The following is a 19,230-nucleotide window of genomic DNA, read 5'->3' on the forward strand; positions in this document are numbered from 1 at the left end:
CGATGCTTCTCACCCGCCGACAAACCCTTTTTGCCGCCATGGCCGCAAGCCTCGCCGGCCGTGCTGCCTTCGCCCAATCCGCCGCCAAGGTGCGTATCGCGCTCGACTGGACGCCGAACACCAATCATATCGGCATCTATGTCGCCAAGGCGAAGGGCTTCTATGAGGCCGCCGGCCTCGATGTCGAGATCCTACCCTATGCCGATACCAGCGCTGGCACGCTGGTCGCGAACGGCGTTGCCGATTTCGGCATTTGCGGAGAGATCGAGACCTTTACCCAGCGCGCCGCCGGCGCTGATGTGAAACTCGTCTATGCCGTCGTGCAGACGGAAACCGGCAGGCTGATCTTCAAGGGCGGCCGCAACGATATCAAAAGCCCCAAGGACCTGGACGGAAAAACCTATGGCGGCTTCGGCGGCGCATGGGAGGAGGCGCTCATCTCCGCGATGATCCGCAACGACGGCGGCAAGGGAACCTTCCAGAATGTCACGCTCGGCACCTCGGCCTATGAGGCGCTCGATAACGGCGCCGTGGACTTCACGCTGGAAATCTACACCTGGGAGGGCATCGCGGCCCAACTGGAGAACCGGCAGGTCGGCCGCTGGCGCTATAGCGATTACGGCATACCTGACGAACAGACGACCGCGATCGCTTCCAGTGACGCCTATCTCTCGGCCAATCCGCAAAATGCCCGCGCCTTCATCCAGGCAACGCTCAAGGGTTACGCCTATTCGGTCGATAATCCGGACGAGGCCTGTGACCTCCTGATTGCCGGCAGCAACGGCGCGTTGCTGAATACCGAACTGGTCAAGGCATCGCAAAAGGCGCTGGTCGAAGGCCATTTCCTCAAGGGCGACAATGGCACGATCGGCATCATCGATCCGGCCAAGGCCGAAGCGATCGGCGCTTTCCTGTTCGACCATGGCATCCTGCTCGATGCCAATGGTGCGGCGTTGAAGGAAAAGCCCGATTTTTCCGGCTATTACACCAACGATCTGCTTGGCTGAGATGACCCTGCCCTTGCCGGCAGCAGCTTTCCGCTGCAAAGTCCGGCAAGGAGCGAGGGAGTGACATGCAGCAGCAGGACCGGGTGGCCGGAGCGGATTTCTTGCGTGCAGCCGCCTGCCTGCTTGTCCTTATCCACCATCTCATTCTGCGCATCGACCTCAACAAGACCGAGGGATTGCGGCCGACGCTGACCGCCCTGCGCTTCGGCAATTTCGGCGTCGCCATCTTCTTCATCCTCAGCGGTTTCCTGCTGGCCTTGCCGTTCTGGCGTTCCCTTGATGCCGGTTGCGCCATGCCTGACCTGCGCACCTACGTGCTGCGTCGCGCGGCCCGCATCGTGCCCGGTTATTGGGTGGCTCTGACGGCGGGCTTCATCCTCAGCATTACTCTGCTCGGGCACGCACTGACGCCGGAACTTGTTATGCGCTATGTCAGCGGTCTCTTCTTCATGAGCCAATGGCACTGGCGCACCTTTTTTCCTGTCGAAGGCAACGGCCCGCTCTGGTCCATATCTTTCGAAGTAACGAGCTACGTGCTGCTGCCGCTTGGCTTCCTCTGGCTTTTCGCTATCCCGGAAAAACGCCGTTCTCCGCTCGTCACGCGCCTTGCCTGGTTCGGCATCATTGCCGTGACGCTGCTTACCCATGAGACCTTCCGTACGCTTGTTCCCCCCAACGAGATTGATCGTGGCTGGCAATATGGCATGCAGGGCGGCGCGAAGGAGTGGATGCCGAACTATAATCCCGTCGGCTTCTTCGCCGTCTTTGCGCTCGGTACGCTCGCAGCCGGCATTCAGATCATGTTGCCGCGAAAGCATCAGATCTGGTTCGACATCGTTGCGCTTGCCTGCCTGGTCACCGCCGGCTCCCAGCTGCCGCTTTCAACAGGCGGACCTTGGGAAGCCTATGGATGGCTCGGAATCCCCTACGCCTTTCCGCTGTTTCCGGCCATGATCGCTGTTGCGCTTGTGGCCCTCTCACGCTCCGTGCTGCTTGCGGCATTGCTCGACAATACCTTCATGCGCTTCACGGCAACCGTCTCATTCGGCATCTATATCTGGCAGGACATCGTTCTAACCTCGATGCAGACGATCTCTCCAGCCATATTCGGCATCGGCGAAGATCATCCGCTACGGGACTGGTTTATCGGCTGCATCTTTGCGACGGCGATCACTTTTCTTCTCGCAAGCTTCAGCTATTTCGCTGTCGAACGACAGGCAATACGGCGCGCCGCACGCATAACGCGCAAGAATTCAGCCACTACTCAATATAGTTAATTCCCAACCAACCAAAAATATCAGGAACATATTCGAAATACTCCCAAATTTGGCTCTGTTATGGTTACGAAAACATTAAGGAAGCGGGTGACAAATCGATCCCGTCCATGTATTTGTGCCAGCGCGACGCAATATGCGAGTATTTCCACGGACGTTGCTTAATGAACGTGTTTACTTCAAATAAGCTCCAAGACACGGCCTTCTCTGCAAAAGCAGTGAAGATGATGGCTCTCGACGCAGCGAATTCCAACATTCGCCAGCCGGAAAGCTTTGTCTCTTTGGATGGCCGGAACAGGCTTCAGCTCGGCTTGAAGAGAGCTTTCGACATTTTCGGTGCAACAGGCGCGCTGGTCATCCTGTTTCCCGTACTTCTGACGATTGCGCTTCTCATCGTGATCGATGATGGCGGGCCGGTATTTTTCCGGCAGATTCGCTGGGGCCTGAAGGGCAGCAAGATCACCGTCTACAAGTTCCGCTCCATGCGTGCGGATCTCTGCGATCCCACCGGCATCGAACAGACAGTCAAGGATGACCGGCGCGTGACGCGGATCGGCGCATTCCTGCGCAAGACCAACATCGACGAGCTGCCGCAACTCCTCAACGTCATCAAAGGCGATATGTCGCTCGTCGGCCCCCGCTGCCATGCTATCAACATGCGCGCGGCCGGCATGCTCTACGAAGAACTGGTGCCCGAATATCATTATCGCCATCTGATGCGGCCGGGCATTACCGGCCTCGCCCAGACGCGCGGCTGGCGCGGTCCGACAGGGCGCCCGACAGAGGCACGAGCCCGCATCGCCAGCGATATCTATTACATCAGAAATTTCAGCCTCTGGCTGGATATGAAGATCCTGTTCGGCACGCTGCTGTCCGAACTACGCGGTGGCACTGGCTTCTAAGAAGGTCCTGCTAAGGAAATCTCCGGCACAGGCAGTCAAAAGCCGCCTGTTTTCGTTTCCGTGGTCCGGGTGGAAACAGCAGCCTTCGCCGTGATAAGAACTGCCTCCTCGGCATCAAGAAACTTTCCAGGATGTCTCAGCTCGCCTCCATGCGGTTCTCTGCATGGCGAATGGCTGAGCCCCGTTCAGAGCGGCTTAGCAAAAAGAAAAGCGGCCTTGAAAGCCGCTTTTCTCACTGTGTTTATCTCGGGCCGAGCCGATCAGTCTTGCTGGACGACACCGCGCAGGTGGGTCAGTTCCATGATGAAGTGCTCTAGCCTGGACTTGTGCTCGTGATGCTCGGCATCTTCGAGTTCCTTCTTCGCAGCTTCGATGCGGCGAGTGAGTTCATCCTTGTTGAGCTCTTGGACCGGAACAGCGGATTCGGCAAGCAGCGTGCAGCCAGTCGGTAGGATGTCGGCGAAACCGCCGAACACGACGTAATCCTGCTTCGATCCGGAACCGGAACGCACGCTCACGATACCCGGCTTGATGGTCGTCATCGTCGGAGCATGGTTGGCCATAACAGTCATTTCGCCTTCGGTCGCGGGAATGACGACCTCGGTCACCATCTCCGACAGCAGCAGACGCTCCGGCGAAACGAGCTCAAAGTTGAAATTGTCAGCCATCAGTGACTTACCTTCTCGGCTATGGCTTCTGCATCTTGCAGTTTGGTCCCGCAGAACGGGCAGTGCATTATCGCATGGTCGAGATAACCGAGGCCTTCCTCGCTCTGAGCCAACCCGACGACCATCATCATCACGCCGTTATCGGCACGGTAGATGGTCGGCGCTGCCGGTTCAGGAAGCTCTGCCACGACACTTTTGAGGGTGTCGCAGCAGAATATCTCGTCCCGAGCGTCGCTCATCAAGCTGCTGCGAGCTTCTTGGCTTTCTCGACAGCTTCGTCCATCGAACCAACCATGTAAAAGGCTGCTTCCGGCAGATGGTCGTACTCGCCGTTGACGAGGCCCTTGAAGCCCTTGATCGTGTCTTCGAGAGCAACGAGCTTGCCCGGCGAGCCGGTGAAGACTTCGGCAACAAAGAATGGCTGCGACAGGAAGCGCTCGATCTTGCGGGCGCGGGCAACGGCAATCTTGTCCTCTTCGGACAGTTCGTCCATGCCAAGGATCGCGATGATGTCCTGCAGGGCCTTGTAGCGCTGCAGCGTCGACTGGACCTTGCGGGCCACTTCGTAATGCTCTTCGCCGACAACCATCGGGTCGAGCATGCGCGACGTGGAGTCGAGCGGATCGACGGCCGGGTAGATGCCCTTTTCAGCGATCGAACGCGACAGAACGGTCGTTGCGTCCAGGTGAGCAAACGAGGTTGCCGGTGCCGGGTCGGTCAAGTCGTCGGCCGGAACGTAAATGGCCTGAACCGAGGTGATCGAGCCCGTCGTCGTCGTGGTGATGCGTTCCTGCATCTGACCCATGTCGGTTGCGAGCGTCGGCTGATAACCCACGGCCGAAGGAATACGGCCGAGCAGAGCCGACACTTCCGAGCCAGCCTGCGTGAAGCGGAAGATGTTGTCGACGAAGAACAGAACGTCCTGGCCCTGGTCGCGGAAGTGTTCTGCAACCGTCAGACCGGTCAGAGCGACGCGAGCGCGGGCGCCCGGCGGTTCGTTCATCTGGCCGTAAACGAGCGCAGCCTTGGAACCTTCGCCACCGCCGTGCTTGTTGACATTCGATTCGATCATTTCGTGGTAGAGGTCGTTGCCTTCGCGGGTGCGTTCACCGACCCCTGCGAAAACCGAGTAACCACCATGCGCCTTGGCAACGTTGTTGATCAGTTCCATGATGAGAACGGTCTTGCCGACGCCTGCACCACCGAAAAGGCCGATCTTGCCGCCGCGTGCGTAAGGCGCGAGAAGGTCGACGACCTTGATGCCGGTGACAAGGATCTGCGCTTCCGTGGACTGATCGACGTAAGCCGGAGCGTCCTGGTGGATCGAACGCTTGTGAGCGGTAACCAACGGACCAGCTTCGTCGACCGGCTCACCGATGACGTTCATGATACGGCCGAGCGTCTCGTTACCGACCGGAACCATGATCGGAGCACCGGTATCAGTGACTTTCTGACCGCGAACAAGACCTTCGGACGAGTCCATCGCAATGGTACGGACTACGTTTTCGCCGAGGTGCTGAGCAACTTCGAGAACCAGACGGTTGCCGTTGTTGTCGGTTTCCAGCGCATTCAGGATCTTCGGCAGTTCGCCTTCGAAAGCAACGTCAACGACGGCGCCGATAACCTGTGTGACTCTGCCGACAGAGCCGGTCTTGGGGGTAGCTGCCTCAGCCATTTTCTGACCCTCTTTTCCTAACCTCAGAGCGCTTCCGCGCCCGAAATGATTTCAATCAGTTCCTTGGTGATCTGAGCCTGACGCTGACGGTTGTAGCTCAACGTCAGCTTGTTGATCATCTCACCAGCATTGCGCGTCGCATTGTCCATCGCGCTCATCTTGGCACCCATTTCGCCCGCAACGTTCTCAAGGAGAGCTCGGAAGATCTGGACAGAGATGTTGCGCGGGATCAGCTCGTCGAGGATCGACGCCGGATCCGGCTCGTATTCATAGACGGCACCAGCATGGGCTGCATCTTCGGTGACAGCTTCAGGAGCCTTGGCCGGGATGAGCTGCTGCGCGGTTGGGATCTGGCTGATCACCGACTTGAATTCCGAGTAGAACAGCGTGCAAACGTCGAACTCACCGGCTTCATACATCTCGATGATACGCTTGCCGATCTGATCGGCATTCTCGAAACCGATCTTCTTGACTTCGCGCAGTTCCTTGCGCTCGACGATCAGCGACGCGAATTCGCGACGCAGGATGTCATAGCCCTTCTTGCCGACGGTGAAGATCTTCACAGTCTTGCCTTCGGCGACCAGCTTGCGAACGTGATCGCGAGCAAAGCGAGCAATCTGCGAATTGAAGCCGCCACACAGGCCGCGTTCGGCCGTGCAGACGACGAGCAGGTGTACCTGATCCTTGCCCGTACCGGTCATCAGGACCGGCGCGCCGTCCGCATCGGTAACGGCCTTGGCGATATTCGCCAGGACCGCACCCATACGCTGCGAATAAGGCCGGGCGGCCTCGGCCGCCTCCTGCGCACGCCGAAGCTTCGCCGCGGCGACCATCTTCATCGCCTTGGTGATCTTCTGCGTCGCCTTGACGGAGGCGATCCGGTTTTTCAGATCCTTAAGTGAAGGCATCCGCTATCCGTCCTAACCTAGGGCCTGATTACTGGAAAGACTTGGCGAAGCTGTCGAGAGCAGCAACGAGCTTGCCCTTCGTAGCGTCGCTGATAGCCTTTTCCGTGCGGATCGCATCGAGGATGGCAGAGCCTTCCGAACGCAGATAGGACAACAGGCCCTGTTCGAACTTGCCGACCTGAGTGACCGGCAGCTTGTCGAGGTAACCATTGACGCCTGCGAAGATCACGGCGACCTGCTCTTCCGTCTTCAGCGGCGAGAACTGCGGCTGCTTCAGGAGCTCGGTCAGGCGTGCACCGCGGTTCAGCAGGCGCTGGGTAGCAGCGTCAAGGTCCGAACCGAACTGGGCGAAGGCAGCCATTTCGCGATACTGGGCAAGTTCGCCCTTGATCGAGCCGGCAACCTGCTTCATGGCCTTGATCTGAGCCGAGGAACCGACGCGGGAAACCGACAGACCGACGTTAACGGCCGGACGGATACCCTGATAGAACAGGTCGGTTTCGAGGAAGATCTGGCCGTCGGTGATCGAGATCACGTTGGTCGGAATGAAGGCCGAAACGTCGTTACCCTGGGTTTCGATGACCGGCAGAGCGGTCAGCGAACCGGCGCCCTTGTCGTCGTTCATCTTTGCAGCGCGCTCGAGAAGACGCGAGTGCAGGTAGAAAACGTCACCCGGATAAGCTTCGCGGCCCGGCGGGCGGCGCAGCAGCAGCGACATCTGACGGTAGGAAACGGCCTGTTTGGACAGGTCGTCATAACCGATCAGCGCATGCATGCCGTTATCACGGAAATATTCGCCCATGGCGCAGCCGGCAAACGGAGCCAGGAACTGCATCGGCGCCGGATCGGAAGCGGTCGCAGCGACGATGATCGAATACTTCAGTGCGCCACGTTCTTCGAGCACCTTGACGAACTGCGCGACGGTCGAACGCTTCTGGCCGACAGCGACGTAGACGCAGTAAAGCTTTTCGCCTTCCGGACCGTTGTCATGGATGGCCTTCTGGTTGAGGAACGCGTCGAGAAGGATCGCGGTCTTGCCGGTCTGGCGGTCGCCGATGACGAGCTCGCGCTGGCCGCGACCGACCGGGATGAGCGCGTCGATGGCCTTGAGGCCGGTTGACATCGGCTCATGGACCGACTTGCGCGGAATGATGCCCGGAGCCTTGATGTCGACGCGCGAACGGCGGGTCGCATTGATCGGGCCCTTGCCATCGATCGGGTTGCCGAGAGCGTCGACAACGCGGCCGAGCAGTTCCGGACCGACCGGAACGTCGACGATCGCGCCGGTACGCTTGACAGTGTCGCCTTCCTTGATGTCGCGGTCGGAGCCGAAAATAACGACACCGACATTGTCGGATTCAAGGTTCAGCGCCATGCCGCGGATGCCGCCGGGGAACTCGACCATTTCACCAGCCTGGACGTTGTCCAGGCCGTAAACGCGAGCGATACCGTCACCAACGGAGAGAACCTGGCCGACTTCCGAGACTTCTGCCTCTTTGCCGAAGTTCTTGATCTGGTCTTTAAGAATTGCGGAAATTTCCGCAGCGCGGATATCCATCAGCCGACCTCTTTCAATGCAAGCTTAAGGGTAGAGAGTTTGGTACGAAGAGACGTATCAATCTGACGGGACCCGACCTTGACGATCAGACCACCAAGAATTGACGGATCAACCGTGACAGCAATTGCCACGTCTTTGCCGGTGACGCCCTTCAGCGCCACCTTCAATTCATTTTCCTGCTCTACGGAGAGAGCATGGGCCGAAGTGACTTCGGCAGAAATTTCGCCGCGATGGTTGGCGGCAATGATGCGGAAGGCCTTGATCATGCCCGGCAGGGCAAACAGGCGGCGGTTACGCGCCACGACCTTCAGGAAATTGACAAAGAAGCCAGAGAGACCAGCCTTTTCGCTGAGAGCGATGATGGCCTTGAGTTGATCTTCTGCGGAAAAGACCGGGCTCAGGACAAAGCGCTTCAGGTCTTCGCTTTCGTCCAGCATGGCCTGGAAACGATCGAGATCAGCGGTAACGCTGTCGACGGCGCCTTCTTCGAGCGCGAGCTCGAAAAGCGACGAGGCATAGCGCTCTGCAACACCAGAAGTAAGCTGGGACGTGTCTGCCACGGGCACAAATTTCCCTGATTTCAATTCAAAATCCGACTTTCGGCGGGCGCCGAACCTATGACTTTGAATTCGTTTTGATTTCCCCCAGAAATCGCAAGAGAAGCCTCTTGCTTCTTCCGAAATTCGGGGTCCGTCTAACATAGGATCTCCGGACTCGCAACACGCGTAGCGCCCGAATACGCCATTCGCATGATTTTCTATCAGCAAAATTGCCGAAACGCCCGAAAGCGGCCTGCGAAACGCTTTATTTTCAGCTCTGGATCAGCTCTGAAGGAAGCCGAACACATGAAGCAGGGGCAATGCGGCTATGACCGCCTGCACAACCAGAAGTAAATAATTGAGGAGCGTACTCCCCTTATCAGAAAGGATGGAGATGATGCGCGCAAAAGCAGCCATCGCGAAGGAAGCTCCGAGCGCCAGATAGGTCCAGTCCTGCGCCAGCATGATCGCGGCAACCCCGAGACCAAGATAGAGGCCGCCCATCGATCGAACTTCGCTGTAACCCTCACGCCGCTCGCCCCGTGGCGCCAGACCGAAGGCCCGCATGGCAAGACCGGGGGCGAACATGATGATGAAGCCAGCAAGCGCGGTGAAGGCCGCAGCACCAAAGGCAAGCTGCTCGCCAAATTCCGTCGGAAAGTAGAATTCCATGCCTCAACCCCAAATCATCAGCTGATTCTGCGTTTATGCCATGATCAGCGACATCCGGAAACGCTGAGGCTGTAACGATCTACAGGAAGCTCTGCGGATCGATATCGAGCTGCACCTGAACCGATCCGCGCTCCTTCGGCGCTTGTGCGAGCAATGCCCTGAGATAGGCCTGCATGTCGGAATTCCGGCGCCCATGCACGAGGAGGCGGAAACGATGGCGCCCACGCACCAGCGCCAACGGCGCCTCCGCCGGCCCTAGAACGGAAATGCCCGAAATCTGCGGCGCGGCGTTGCGCATGCCGCGCGCATGGTTTTCCGCATCCTGCCGCGTGTCTGCCGATACGATGATCGAGGCGAGCCTGCCGAAGGGCGGCAGGGCAGCGCGTTCCCGCTCGCCGATTTCACGATCATAGAAAGCCCGCGCATCGCCGGAGACGATTGCCTGCATGACAGGATGCTGCGGCTGATAGGTCTGCAGCAGGCCATGGCTCTTCAGGCCCGTTCGACCGGCGCGGCCCGTAACCTGTGACAGAAGCTGAAAGGTCCGCTCCGCTGCGCGAGGGTCGCCATTCGCGAGCCCGAGATCCGCGTCGACAATGCCGACCAGCGTCATCAGCGGAAAGTTGTGTCCCTTGGCGACAAGCTGCGTGCCGATCACGATATCCGCCTCGCCCTTGGCGATGGCGTCGAGCTCCAGCCGCAGCCGCTTCACTCCGCCCATGATGTCGGAGGAGAGCACGATGGTGCGCGCGTCCGGAAAATGCCGCTCCACCTCTTCCGCGATGCGCTCCACACCCGGCCCGCAGGCGACGAGGTGGTCGAGCGTTCCGCATTCCGGGCAAGCCTCCGGTGTCGGCTCGGAATGACCACACTGATGGCATTGCAGCTGCCGGCGAAAGCGATGCTCCACCAGCCAGCTCGAACATTGCGGGCACTGGAAACGATGGCCGCACACACGGCAGAGCGTCAGCGGAGCGTAGCCGCGGCGATTGAGGAAGAGCAGGGCCTGCTCGCCCTTTTCCACCGTCTTGCCGATCGCCCGGATCAGTACCGGCGACAGAAAACCGCCGCGTTCCGGCGCATGGCGCCGCATGTCGACCAGATGCAGGTCGGGCAGCGCGGCATCGCCGAAACGCGTCGGCAGATGGATCGTGCTGTAGCGACCGCTCTGGCCGTTGACCTGGCTTTCGACCGAAGGCGTCGCCGAAACGAGTACTACGGGAAAATCGCCGATCCGCGCCCTAACGACCGCCATGTCACGCGCGTTGTAGTAGACGCGGTCTTCCTGCTTATAGGCAGGATCATGCTCTTCATCGACAATGATGAGGCCGAGATCTTCGAAAGGCAGGAACAGCGCCGAACGCGCGCCGGCAACGACCCGCACCTCTCCCGTTACCGCCTGCCGCCAGACCTTTTCGCGCATACGCGGGGCAAGGTCGGAATGCCACTCGGCAGGTTTCGCACCGAACCGATCCTGGAAGCGTTCGAGAAAACTTGCAGTGAGCGCGATCTCCGGCAGCAAGATCAGTACCTGTTTGCCGCGCCTCAGCGTCTCGGCGATCGCCTCGAAATAGACTTCCGTCTTGCCGGAACCGGTCACGCCGTCGATCAGCGAAACCGCGAATTCGCCCTTGCGCACTTCGTCCAGAATTTCTTCGGCCGCCTCCTTCTGCGGACCTTCGAGGCGGGCACCGGTAAAGTCCGGATCAGGCTCGGCGACGACAGGTGGCGGCGGTAGGAAGATCGTCTCGAAAATGCCTTGTGCAATCAGCCCGTCGACAACGCTGGTGGAAACACCGGCAGCATGGGCAAGACCGGTCCGCGTCCAGGACAACCCGTCCGCGGCGGTGTCGAGCACGCGTGCGCGTGCCGGTGTCATCCGCGCCGGCTCACCGCCGATGAAACGCAACCCTTCCACCATCGGCTCCGGCTCGAAGGCATTCGGCGCCCTCAGCGCCATGCGCGCCACCAATCCGGGTGGGGAAAGCGTATAGGCGGCGACCCAGTCGATGAAATCCCGCATCTCCTTGGTCAGTGGCGGGCAATCGAAGACATGGGTGATGGGCCTGAGCTTCTTTGGATCCACACCATCTTCGCCGCCATCCCAGACGACACCGATCACCTGGCGCGGCCCAAGCGGCACCTGCACGACCGAGCCGGGCTCGACTGCCATGCCTTCAGGCACCGAATAGGAATAGGGCCTTGGCGCCGGCATCGGTACCAGCACCGGAACCGTGCGGGTCACGGGCGGGGCTTCGAAAAGCGCGCCAAAGAGATCGGACGAATCTATACTCATCGCGGCAGACCATGCCCGCAACGGCCGTAAAATGGAACCCGCCGACAATGAGGGTTAATCATCATCGTCTTCACCAGCGATCGTTCCCGTCAACCGCATGCCTTCGATCCACGTGGCGCCATTCTCACGAATAACCTTTCGCGGACGAACGCCGCAGCGTTCGCGCACCGCCTCTGCCAGTTGCACCGAATGGGTGACGATCCAGACCTGGCTGCTCTTTGACGCTTCGGCGATCATGTCGGCGAGCGGCACCAGCATATCGGGATGCAGGCTCGCCTCCGGCTCGTTCAGAGCGATGAGCGCCGGCAGCCTGTAGGAGAGCAGTGCAGCCGCAAGGCCGAGAAAGCGGATCTGCCCGTCAGACAGTTCACGCGGATGAAAGACGCGGTGCGGGAAGTCGGGAAGCATCAGGCCGAACTCCGCTGTCTCGCCCGGCTCAGGCACGACAAGCCTTGCGCCGCCGAGCGCCGATGCCAGGATGCGATCGAGCTCGGCCGTATCCTGCCGCGTGTGGGCAATCGTCGCAAAGACGGCGGCGAGATTGGCACCATCCTCATCTAGCATGGGACTGGTGACGGCAAGGCAGGGATGGCGAAGCGGAGAAGCCCTGTCAGTGCGAAAACCGTGAAAGAAGCGCCAATTGTTGACGATGCGACGGAAGGCGGCAACCTCGGGGAAATGGCCGGCATCGCCGAGCAGGGCGATCGCCGTTTCGGATGTCAGCGCCTCGTCTGGATAGGTCTGCATGCGCCCAGCACCATCGCGAACGGAGATGCCCGGACCGGACCGCTTCATCATCGCCACCGCGCGGCGGCCGGTTTCGACGGAAAGCTCTTCAGCTTTGATCTGCGGTTCGAGCGCAAAGCCCGCAGCGGCCTTCGGTGGGCGCAACCCCGCTTCGACAGAATATCGGAATGTGACGGCACGCTCCTCGTCGAGGATCTCAACTTCCAGGCGGATTCGAGCTGGCCCATCGGATGTGCGGCGTGGCCCGGACCAGAGAGCCGAGAGCATCCCGCCTTCGGCAGCAAGTTCATAAGCCAGCCGCCCGCGAACCGCCGACTGCACAAGCTGCAGCGCACGATAGAGATTGGACTTGCCGGCGCCGTTCTCGCCGAGAAACAGCGTCGTATCCGCCAGATCCATGCGGATCGAGCGCAGTGACCGGTAATTCTTGGCAAACATGGAGCGAAGACGCATGCATCCGCTTTAGCGCAAAGCAACGCTAAAAAGAATGGGCCGCAACGGCCTCCGGAACCAGTTGCCGGGACACAGGCATGAAGCGTGAGTCGCCATCAACAGCCATGTCATAGACCGTGTGCCTCTCGAGCGCCTTGGTCACCTCGTTCAGGTCGCCGTCGAGCTCTTCTGCGGGAATGAGATTGCCGATGACGAAATCGAAGCGGTCACTCTTCTTGTTCAGAAGTTCATAGAAGACCGTCATGTCGCGCAGTTCGGTCGACCATTTGGCAAACCAGTAGAAAAGCCCGGAATTGCGCGCTGTCATGTGAACAGGGAGGATCGGCAGACCGTATTTACGGGCAAGGCCGACGGCAGAGGTTTTCCACGGCCGCTCGTTCAATCGCCCATTTGCCCAATAGGCGATACGGCCCGAAGGGAACAGCACGGTCGCCTTGCCCTCCTTCACCGCAAGGTTGGTGAGCTGCAGCGTCTCGCGCGCCTTGAGCTTGCTCTTGAATTCCTCGCGCCATTCGACCGGGATGATCATCTCCGCAAAGCGTGGGTTGACGCGCACCGCATCGCGGTTGGCGAAGAACATCATGTCCGGCCGGCGCGTCTTCAGGAGATCGAACACCGCCACGCCATCGGCAATGCCGGTTGGATGATTGCTGACGAGAATGAAGCCGCCGGATGCCGGAATGCGCTCGGCATTGGTGACATTGATATCGAGCTTCAGCAGGTTGCTCATATATTCGAACGACTGGAAGCCCGGCATGTTGGCAACGTCATTGGCGAATTCGATCGCCTTGTTGTAGCGCAGCAGCGTATAGAGAAACGGCCGCATGAGCGGCCACAGAGGATGGCGGACGATCTTCTGTCCGCGCTCGGCAATCAGCATATCGACGATATGGCCGGGCTTTCCGTGTGAAACCAGGGCAATCGCTTCCGCGAGCTGTCCAAAGGCCGTCATGGAATCGCGCCGTGCCATGAAAATTCCTGTTTTACGGAAGCTATAAGCTATCTCAATGAATTATGATCGATACATGACAAGGGCTTGGCAAGCATTAGCAATTCCATAACGCCACTGTTTCAGAATTGGCGTCACCAAAAGCAAATTCAAGAGCCAAAATCATGAATGAACTCCTGATCATCGCCGATCCGCACCTGATGACGGAACGCAGCGCCTGGCTCGAAAACCTCGCCCGGGAACGCCGCCTTTCCGAACATACGCTCGATGCCTATGAACGTGACACGCGTCAGTTCCTGACCTTCATGACCGGTCATCTCGGTGGCCCGACGACGCTGCGCGATATCGAAACGCTGCGCCCGGCAGACTTCCGCGCCTTTCTGGCCGCCCGGCGCAAAGAGGGCTCCGGCGCTCGCTCGGTTGCTCGCAATCTCGCCGGCATTCGCTCCTTTCTGCGTCACCTTGAAAAGAAGGGCCTCGTGAATGCCGCGGGCGCCGGCGCCGTGCGATCCCCGAAGCAACCGAAATCTCTTCCGAAGCCTCTCTCTGACAGACAGGCCATCACCGTAGTCAGCAATGAAGCCCAGCTCCATGACGAGCCATGGATTGCCGCGCGCGATGCCGCCGTTATGACGCTGCTTTATGGTTGCGGCCTGCGCATTTCCGAAGCACTCGACCTGACGCCTGCTGATATCAGGACCGGCACCACCACGCTGCGCATCACCGGTAAAGGCAACAAGACGCGCCTCGTGCCGTTGTTGCCCATCGTTTTCGAAGCGGTTGAGAGATACCGAGCGCTCTGCCCCTTTCATCTTGACGAAGGCGAGCCGCTCTTTCGCGGCGCCCGCGGCGGTAAGCTGCAGCCTGCCATCATCCAGCGCGCCATGCAGAAATTGCGCAGTGCCTTCGGCCTGCCGGAAACGGCGACCCCGCATGCGCTGCGCCACTCCTTCGCCACGCATCTGCTGGCCGGCGGCGGTGACCTGCGCACCATTCAGGAGTTGCTCGGCCATGCCAGCCTTTCCACCACGCAGGTCTATACCGGCGTCGATGCATCAAGGCTTCTGGAGGTGTATGATAGGGCGCATCCGCGTGCGTAAGCCTTCGTTAACGCTGTCTCTTAAAGGAATATGCGCAAGCCCGGCGTAGAGCATGAGGCTTGAAGCACATGTGACCGGATTACCATCATGACGATCTCCATCGGCCACCGCACTTTCCATATCGCGCAGCCGGGCAGTATCCTGCTCTGGCTGATCGCCGCTTTTCACATGCTGCTTGCCGCCGCATTGCTCGCTGCCGTCTTTTCCGTCACATCGGCCGATGCCGCCGAAGATAGCTGCACCGGAAAGAACTTGCTCACGGAGTTGCAGCAGAACGAACCGGGCCGGTATGCCGAAGCGGTGAAAGAGGCAGATGCCACACCGAACGGCAAAGGCGTTTTCTGGAAGATAGAAAAACCCGGCCTCAAAACTTCCTGGCTGCTCGGCACCATGCACGTCACCGATCCACGCGTCTTGAACCTGCCGCCCCGCGCGCAGGAAGCCCATGACGGTGCCGATACTGTCGTCATCGAGTCCGACGAAATCCTCGATGAGAAGAAGGCCACTGCATCACTTCTGATGAGGCCGGACCTGATGATGTTCACGGACGGCACGACCATCGAAAAGCTTCTTTCGCCTCAGGACTATACCCGCCTCGAAGCCGGATTGAAGCAGCGCGGCATCCCGCTCTCGGCCGTTTCGCGCATGCGCCCCTGGATGATCGCAAGCGCTGTCGCACTTCCCGCCTGCGAGATCGCCCGTAAGGCCAAGGGAGTGCAGTTCCTCGACCAGAAGATCGCTGCCGATGCGGCCGCTGAGGGCAAGCAGGTCAAGGGGCTGGAAACCCTGGCCGAGCAGCTGCAGGCCATGGCCGAGCTGCCGATCGAATTTCATCTGAAGTCGCTGATCGAAACCTTGGAACTCGGAGCCAAGATGAACGACGTTGTCGAAACCATGACCGCCATCTATCTCTCCGGCGATATCGGCATGACCATGCCGATGCTGAAGACCGTATCGCCGGAAGGCAGCGACGAGAGCAGCGATTACGCCGCCTTCGAACAGCGCATCATCCTCGACCGCAACAAGGTGATGGCCGAACGCGCCGCCCCCATCCTCGCCAACGGCAACGTCTTCATGGCCGTCGGTGCCCTTCACCTCCCAGGCAAGGATGGTGTCATCGAACTGCTGCGTCAGCAGGGTTTCACGGTCACCGCGGTCAACTGACCGTCGTCCTTCTCAGCCCATCGTCATCCGCCGCAATACATCTGTCTTCCAATAGAACTGGTGGACCAGCGCACCAAAGACATGCGCGACGATGACGATCCAGAGGATGAGCTTCAGGACGTCGGCATGCAGCGCGCCCAATGCTTCCACACCCAAATAATAGACCGCGATGCCTGAAGCCGGCAGGGCGAGCAGCAGCAGATAGAGGCTCGCATGCGCCAGCCGTGCGGCGAGCCGAAAGATCGCCGGTTCGTCTGCGGCTTCAGGCGGTACGCCCTGCACGAAGCGCAGGCCGAGTCTCAGGATTGTCATAAGCAGGATTGCGATACCGACATAGGCGTGGATATTGGCCGAAGCGATCTGTTCGGGTGATGGCGTGCCGCCATGGCGGATAAGCCGGTACCAGGCATTCATGCCATCAGGGAAAAGAAGGTTGAAGAGGACCAGGAGCACGGTCGCCCAGTGAAGGAAACGCTGGGAGAGACTGTAGCCGGACACGACACGATCATTCATTTTCTTGGCTTTCGTCAAATAGTTAGCGAAACTTGCCCACCAAATAAAAACGCCGCCTGCCCGAAGGCAAGCGGCATTATGAATGATTGCTGATATTTAATCTTACAGATGGATCGGCTTGAAGAAGGCGGCCAGTGCTGCCTCCTTCACGGCCTCCGACATGGTCGGATGCGCATGGCAGGTGCGGCCGAGGTCTTCTGCCGAACCACCGAATTCCATCAGCACGGTAATCTCGTGGATCATCTCGCCGGCGCCGAAGCCGACGATATGACCGCCGAGCACCTGGTCGGTTTCCTTGTCGGACAGGATCTTCACGAAACCTTCGGTCGCCAGCATCGCGCGGGCGCGGCCGTTTGCTGTGAACGGGAACTTGCCCACCTTGTAAGCGACACCGGCGGCCTTCAGCTCTTCCTCAGTCTTGCCGACGGAGGCGACCTCCGGCTGCGTGTAGACGACGCTCGGGATGACGTCATAGTTCACATGACCGTGCTGGCCAGCGAGGATTTCGGCAAGTGCCACACCTTCGTCTTCGGCCTTGTGCGCCAGCATCGGACCCGTCACGACGTCGCCGATCGCGTAGATACCTTCGACATTGGTCTTGAAGTGGCTGTCGATTTCAACACGACCGCGATTGTCGAGCTTGACGCCAGCTTCTTCGAGACCAAGGCCTGCCGTGTAGGGAATGCGGCCAGTGGAAATCAGGACGACATCCGCTTCAAGCGTCTGCGCAGCGCCGCCAGCGACCGGCTCGAATGTCACCTTGGCGCCCTTGTCGCCCTTCTCGACGCCAGTCACCTTGGAACTCAGCTTGATGTCGATGCCCTGCTTGCCGAGCATGCGCTGGAACTGCTTTGAGACATCGGCATCCATCGCGCCGAGGATCTTGTCGAGAAATTCGATGACGGTGACCTTCGCACCGAGTCGCGACCAGACCGAACCAAGCTCGAGGCCGATGACACCGCCACCAACGACGATCATCGTTTCCGGCACTTTTTCCAGTGCAATGGCGCCGGTGGAGGATACGATGATCTTCTCATCGATATCGACCTTCACGCCCGGAATGCCGGCGACGTCGGAACCGGTGGCAATGACGATGTTCTTGCCTTCGATTTCTTGAACCGTGCCGTCTTCGGCGGTCACCGAGACCTTGCCGGCGGAGACGATCTTGCCGGTGCCGTGGAAGGCATCGATCTTGTTCTTCTTGAAGAGGAAGGCAACGCCGTCGACGTTCGACTTTACCGTCGCATCCTTGTGCGCCAGCATCTTTTCGAGATTGAGCTTCGGAGCGGCGACCTCGATGCCGAGCTCTTCCATGTGATGCGTTGCGTGGAACATCTCGGAAGCGTGCAGCAGCGCCTTGGAGGGGATGCAGCCGACATTCAGGCAGGTGCCGCCGTAAGTGGCGCGCTTCTCGACGACGGCAACCTTGAGGCCGAGTTGCGCAGCCTTGATTGCCGCGACATAGCCGCCAGGGCCGGTTCCGATAACAATCACATCATAGGACATTACTTTTTCCCTTTGCGTTATTGACTAGCGCCCGCCGCTCACATTGAGGATCGCGCCTGTTATGTACGATGCCGAAGACGAAAGCAGATAGACGATCGCATCGGCCACCTCCTCCGCCTGTCCGGTTCGCTTCATCGGGATCGATGAAGCCATTTCTTTCGGCCTGTCCGGCTGCCCGCCGGAGGCATGAATATCCGTTTCGATGATGCCGGGACGGATCGCATTCACCCTGATACCCTCGGCCGCGACTTCCTTGGAAAGTCCGATCGTGAACGTATCGATGGCTGCCTTCGATGCGGCATAGTCGACATATTGTGCCGGCCCGCCAATCACCGCCGCCATGGAGGAGACATTGACGATCGCGCCGCCTTGTCCGCCATGCCGGGTGGACATGCGCCGCACTGCCTCGCCGGCGCAAAGGATCGAACCCGTCACATTGATCCGCATCATCCGCTCGAGGCGCTCGGCCGACATTTCATCGACACGTGCGATGTAATCGACAATACCGGCATTGTTCACCAGCCCATCCAGCCGCCCGAAATGCCTATCGATCGCCTCGAACATCGAGACGATATCGGCGGCATTGCCGACATCGCCCTTGATCGCGATCGCATTGCCGCCAGCCTTCTTGATCTCCGAGACCACGGCATTTGCCGCCTCTTCATTCGAGGCATAGTTCACCGCAACGCGCCAGCCGTGACGTGCGGCAGCCAGGCAGGCTGCAGCACCTATGCCACGGCTACCACCGGTAACGAGAAGAACGGGACTGTCGGTCATTGTGCACATCCCTTGAAATCGAGGACGTCCCAGGGAGCGACGGTCGCCTTGCCGTCACCCCAGGCGGAAGACTGGCGGATCGCTGGGCCGAGGCCGGGAAAGACGATCTTTTCGGTTGCCGGGCTGTCGCCGGACTGCAGGTTATCGAGCCCGCCATCGGCACTTGCGCGATAGACGAAGCCCTGCCAGACCGTGCAGCCATCGAGATCGGCACCCGTGACATCGCCATCCGGGCAGTTGAACAGGACCATGCCCATGGTGCGCTCCGGATCGTCCGAGGACATGACATAGCCATCCATGACGACTGAGGTCTTGAGCGCGCTGAGCTTGAACTGGTGGCTTGACGACACGGCTTCAGACGTAATCGGCGAAAAGCGCAGTTCGTAGGCGCCATCGCGATCAGCGTAGATCGCCTTGCCCTGCTGGCAATCGGCGGCAACGGCCGAAGCCGGCGCGCAGGAAAGCGCGGCGATCATCATCGCAACTACACTTTTCTGCTTGGTCAGCATGTGCCCTGCCCGT

Annotated in this window: 19 protein-coding genes; 5 read left to right on the forward strand and 14 right to left on the reverse strand. The window is 59.7% G+C overall.

What is annotated here, in order from left to right; all coding sequences use genetic code 11:
* Positions 1 to 2: 2 nt before the first annotated feature.
* The 3 genes from AB8B33_RS20920 (at position 3) to AB8B33_RS20930 (ending at position 3,183) form a co-directional block, all read left to right on the forward strand.
* The gene (locus AB8B33_RS20920; RefSeq protein WP_439016755.1) at positions 3 to 1,007 is read left to right on the forward strand and encodes an ABC transporter substrate-binding protein; all 1,005 of its coding nucleotides are present in this window, start codon (positions 3 to 5) and stop codon (positions 1,005 to 1,007) included.
* 65 nt (positions 1,008 to 1,072) lie between these two features.
* Positions 1,073 to 2,284 (forward strand): acyltransferase family protein, encoded by a 1,212-nt coding sequence (locus AB8B33_RS20925; RefSeq protein ID WP_439016756.1) that lies wholly within the window; start codon positions 1,073 to 1,075, stop codon positions 2,282 to 2,284.
* Between the two features lie 161 nt (positions 2,285 to 2,445).
* Positions 2,446 to 3,183 carry a sugar transferase gene (locus AB8B33_RS20930; RefSeq protein WP_405049739.1) on the forward strand — a complete coding sequence of 246 codons (738 nt, stop codon included), beginning with the start codon at positions 2,446 to 2,448 and terminating at the stop codon, positions 3,181 to 3,183.
* Between the two features lie 260 nt (positions 3,184 to 3,443).
* Here AB8B33_RS20930 and AB8B33_RS20935 read toward each other — a convergent pair whose 3' ends face one another.
* The 10 genes from AB8B33_RS20935 to AB8B33_RS20980 all read right to left on the reverse strand — a co-directional run bounded on the left by AB8B33_RS20935 (position 3,444) and on the right by AB8B33_RS20980 (position 13,669).
* The gene (locus AB8B33_RS20935; RefSeq protein WP_113324251.1) at positions 3,444 to 3,851 is read right to left on the reverse strand and encodes a F0F1 ATP synthase subunit epsilon; all 408 of its coding nucleotides are present in this window, start codon (positions 3,849 to 3,851) and stop codon (positions 3,444 to 3,446) included.
* Positions 3,851 to 4,090, reverse strand: a complete 240-nt coding sequence (locus AB8B33_RS20940; protein ID WP_439016757.1) for a hypothetical protein — start codon at positions 4,088 to 4,090, stop codon at positions 3,851 to 3,853. The genes AB8B33_RS20935 and AB8B33_RS20940 overlap by 1 nt, the downstream gene beginning before the upstream one ends.
* Entirely contained in the window at positions 4,090 to 5,526 is a 1,437-nt protein-coding gene (atpD, locus tag AB8B33_RS20945) for a F0F1 ATP synthase subunit beta (protein WP_310384953.1), read from the reverse strand. The genes AB8B33_RS20940 and atpD overlap by 1 nt, the downstream gene beginning before the upstream one ends.
* Positions 5,527 to 5,549: 23 nt before the next feature.
* Positions 5,550 to 6,434 (reverse strand): F0F1 ATP synthase subunit gamma, encoded by an 885-nt coding sequence (locus AB8B33_RS20950; RefSeq protein ID WP_113324254.1) that lies wholly within the window; start codon positions 6,432 to 6,434, stop codon positions 5,550 to 5,552.
* A gap of 28 nt (positions 6,435 to 6,462) precedes the next feature.
* Entirely contained in the window at positions 6,463 to 7,992 is a 1,530-nt protein-coding gene (gene atpA, locus AB8B33_RS20955) for a F0F1 ATP synthase subunit alpha (protein WP_113324255.1), read from the reverse strand.
* Positions 7,992 to 8,558 (reverse strand): F0F1 ATP synthase subunit delta, encoded by a 567-nt coding sequence (locus AB8B33_RS20960; RefSeq protein ID WP_310385471.1) that lies wholly within the window; start codon positions 8,556 to 8,558, stop codon positions 7,992 to 7,994. The genes atpA and AB8B33_RS20960 overlap by 1 nt, the downstream gene beginning before the upstream one ends.
* A 255-nt stretch (positions 8,559 to 8,813) precedes the next feature.
* Entirely contained in the window at positions 8,814 to 9,203 is a 390-nt protein-coding gene (locus tag AB8B33_RS20965; protein WP_113324257.1) for an AGROH133_08824 family phage infection protein, read from the reverse strand.
* 79 nt (positions 9,204 to 9,282) lie between these two features.
* The gene (locus tag AB8B33_RS20970; RefSeq protein WP_310384958.1) at positions 9,283 to 11,499 is read right to left on the reverse strand and encodes a primosomal protein N'; all 2,217 of its coding nucleotides are present in this window, start codon (positions 11,497 to 11,499) and stop codon (positions 9,283 to 9,285) included.
* Positions 11,500 to 11,553: 54 nt separating this feature from the next.
* The gene (locus tag AB8B33_RS20975; protein ID WP_439016758.1) at positions 11,554 to 12,699 is read right to left on the reverse strand and encodes an AAA family ATPase; all 1,146 of its coding nucleotides are present in this window, start codon (positions 12,697 to 12,699) and stop codon (positions 11,554 to 11,556) included.
* A 25-nt stretch (positions 12,700 to 12,724) separates the two neighbouring features.
* Positions 12,725 to 13,669 (reverse strand): GNAT family N-acetyltransferase, encoded by a 945-nt coding sequence (locus AB8B33_RS20980; RefSeq protein ID WP_439016759.1) that lies wholly within the window; start codon positions 13,667 to 13,669, stop codon positions 12,725 to 12,727.
* A 143-nt stretch (positions 13,670 to 13,812) separates the two neighbouring features.
* Here AB8B33_RS20980 and AB8B33_RS20985 point away from each other — a divergent pair, with 143 nt between their 5' ends.
* Positions 13,813 to 14,748 carry a tyrosine recombinase XerC gene (locus AB8B33_RS20985; protein ID WP_439016760.1) on the forward strand — a complete coding sequence of 312 codons (936 nt, stop codon included), beginning with the start codon at positions 13,813 to 13,815 and terminating at the stop codon, positions 14,746 to 14,748.
* 87 nt (positions 14,749 to 14,835) lie between these two features.
* Positions 14,836 to 15,912, forward strand: coding sequence for a TraB/GumN family protein (locus AB8B33_RS20990; RefSeq protein WP_439016761.1), 1,077 nt, complete (start codon positions 14,836 to 14,838; stop codon positions 15,910 to 15,912).
* Between the two features lie 12 nt (positions 15,913 to 15,924).
* Here AB8B33_RS20990 and AB8B33_RS20995 read toward each other — a convergent pair whose 3' ends face one another.
* From AB8B33_RS20995 to AB8B33_RS21010, 4 genes are all read right to left on the reverse strand, one after another.
* Positions 15,925 to 16,425, reverse strand: coding sequence for a cytochrome b (locus AB8B33_RS20995; protein ID WP_439016763.1), 501 nt, complete (start codon positions 16,423 to 16,425; stop codon positions 15,925 to 15,927).
* Between the two features lie 102 nt (positions 16,426 to 16,527).
* Entirely contained in the window at positions 16,528 to 17,931 is a 1,404-nt protein-coding gene (lpdA, locus tag AB8B33_RS21000; RefSeq protein WP_439016764.1) for a dihydrolipoyl dehydrogenase, read from the reverse strand.
* Between the two features lie 24 nt (positions 17,932 to 17,955).
* Entirely contained in the window at positions 17,956 to 18,708 is a 753-nt protein-coding gene (locus AB8B33_RS21005) for an SDR family oxidoreductase (RefSeq protein WP_113324716.1), read from the reverse strand.
* A complete protein-coding gene (locus tag AB8B33_RS21010; RefSeq protein ID WP_439016765.1) occupies positions 18,705 to 19,217 on the reverse strand; it encodes a hypothetical protein in 513 nt (170 codons plus the stop codon). The genes AB8B33_RS21005 and AB8B33_RS21010 overlap by 4 nt, the downstream gene beginning before the upstream one ends.
* Positions 19,218 to 19,230: the final 13 nt, after the last annotated feature.

This window comes from Rhizobium sp. 768_B6_N1_8, assembly GCF_051811225.1.
In the GTDB taxonomy this organism is placed as follows: domain Bacteria; phylum Pseudomonadota; class Alphaproteobacteria; order Rhizobiales; family Rhizobiaceae; genus Rhizobium.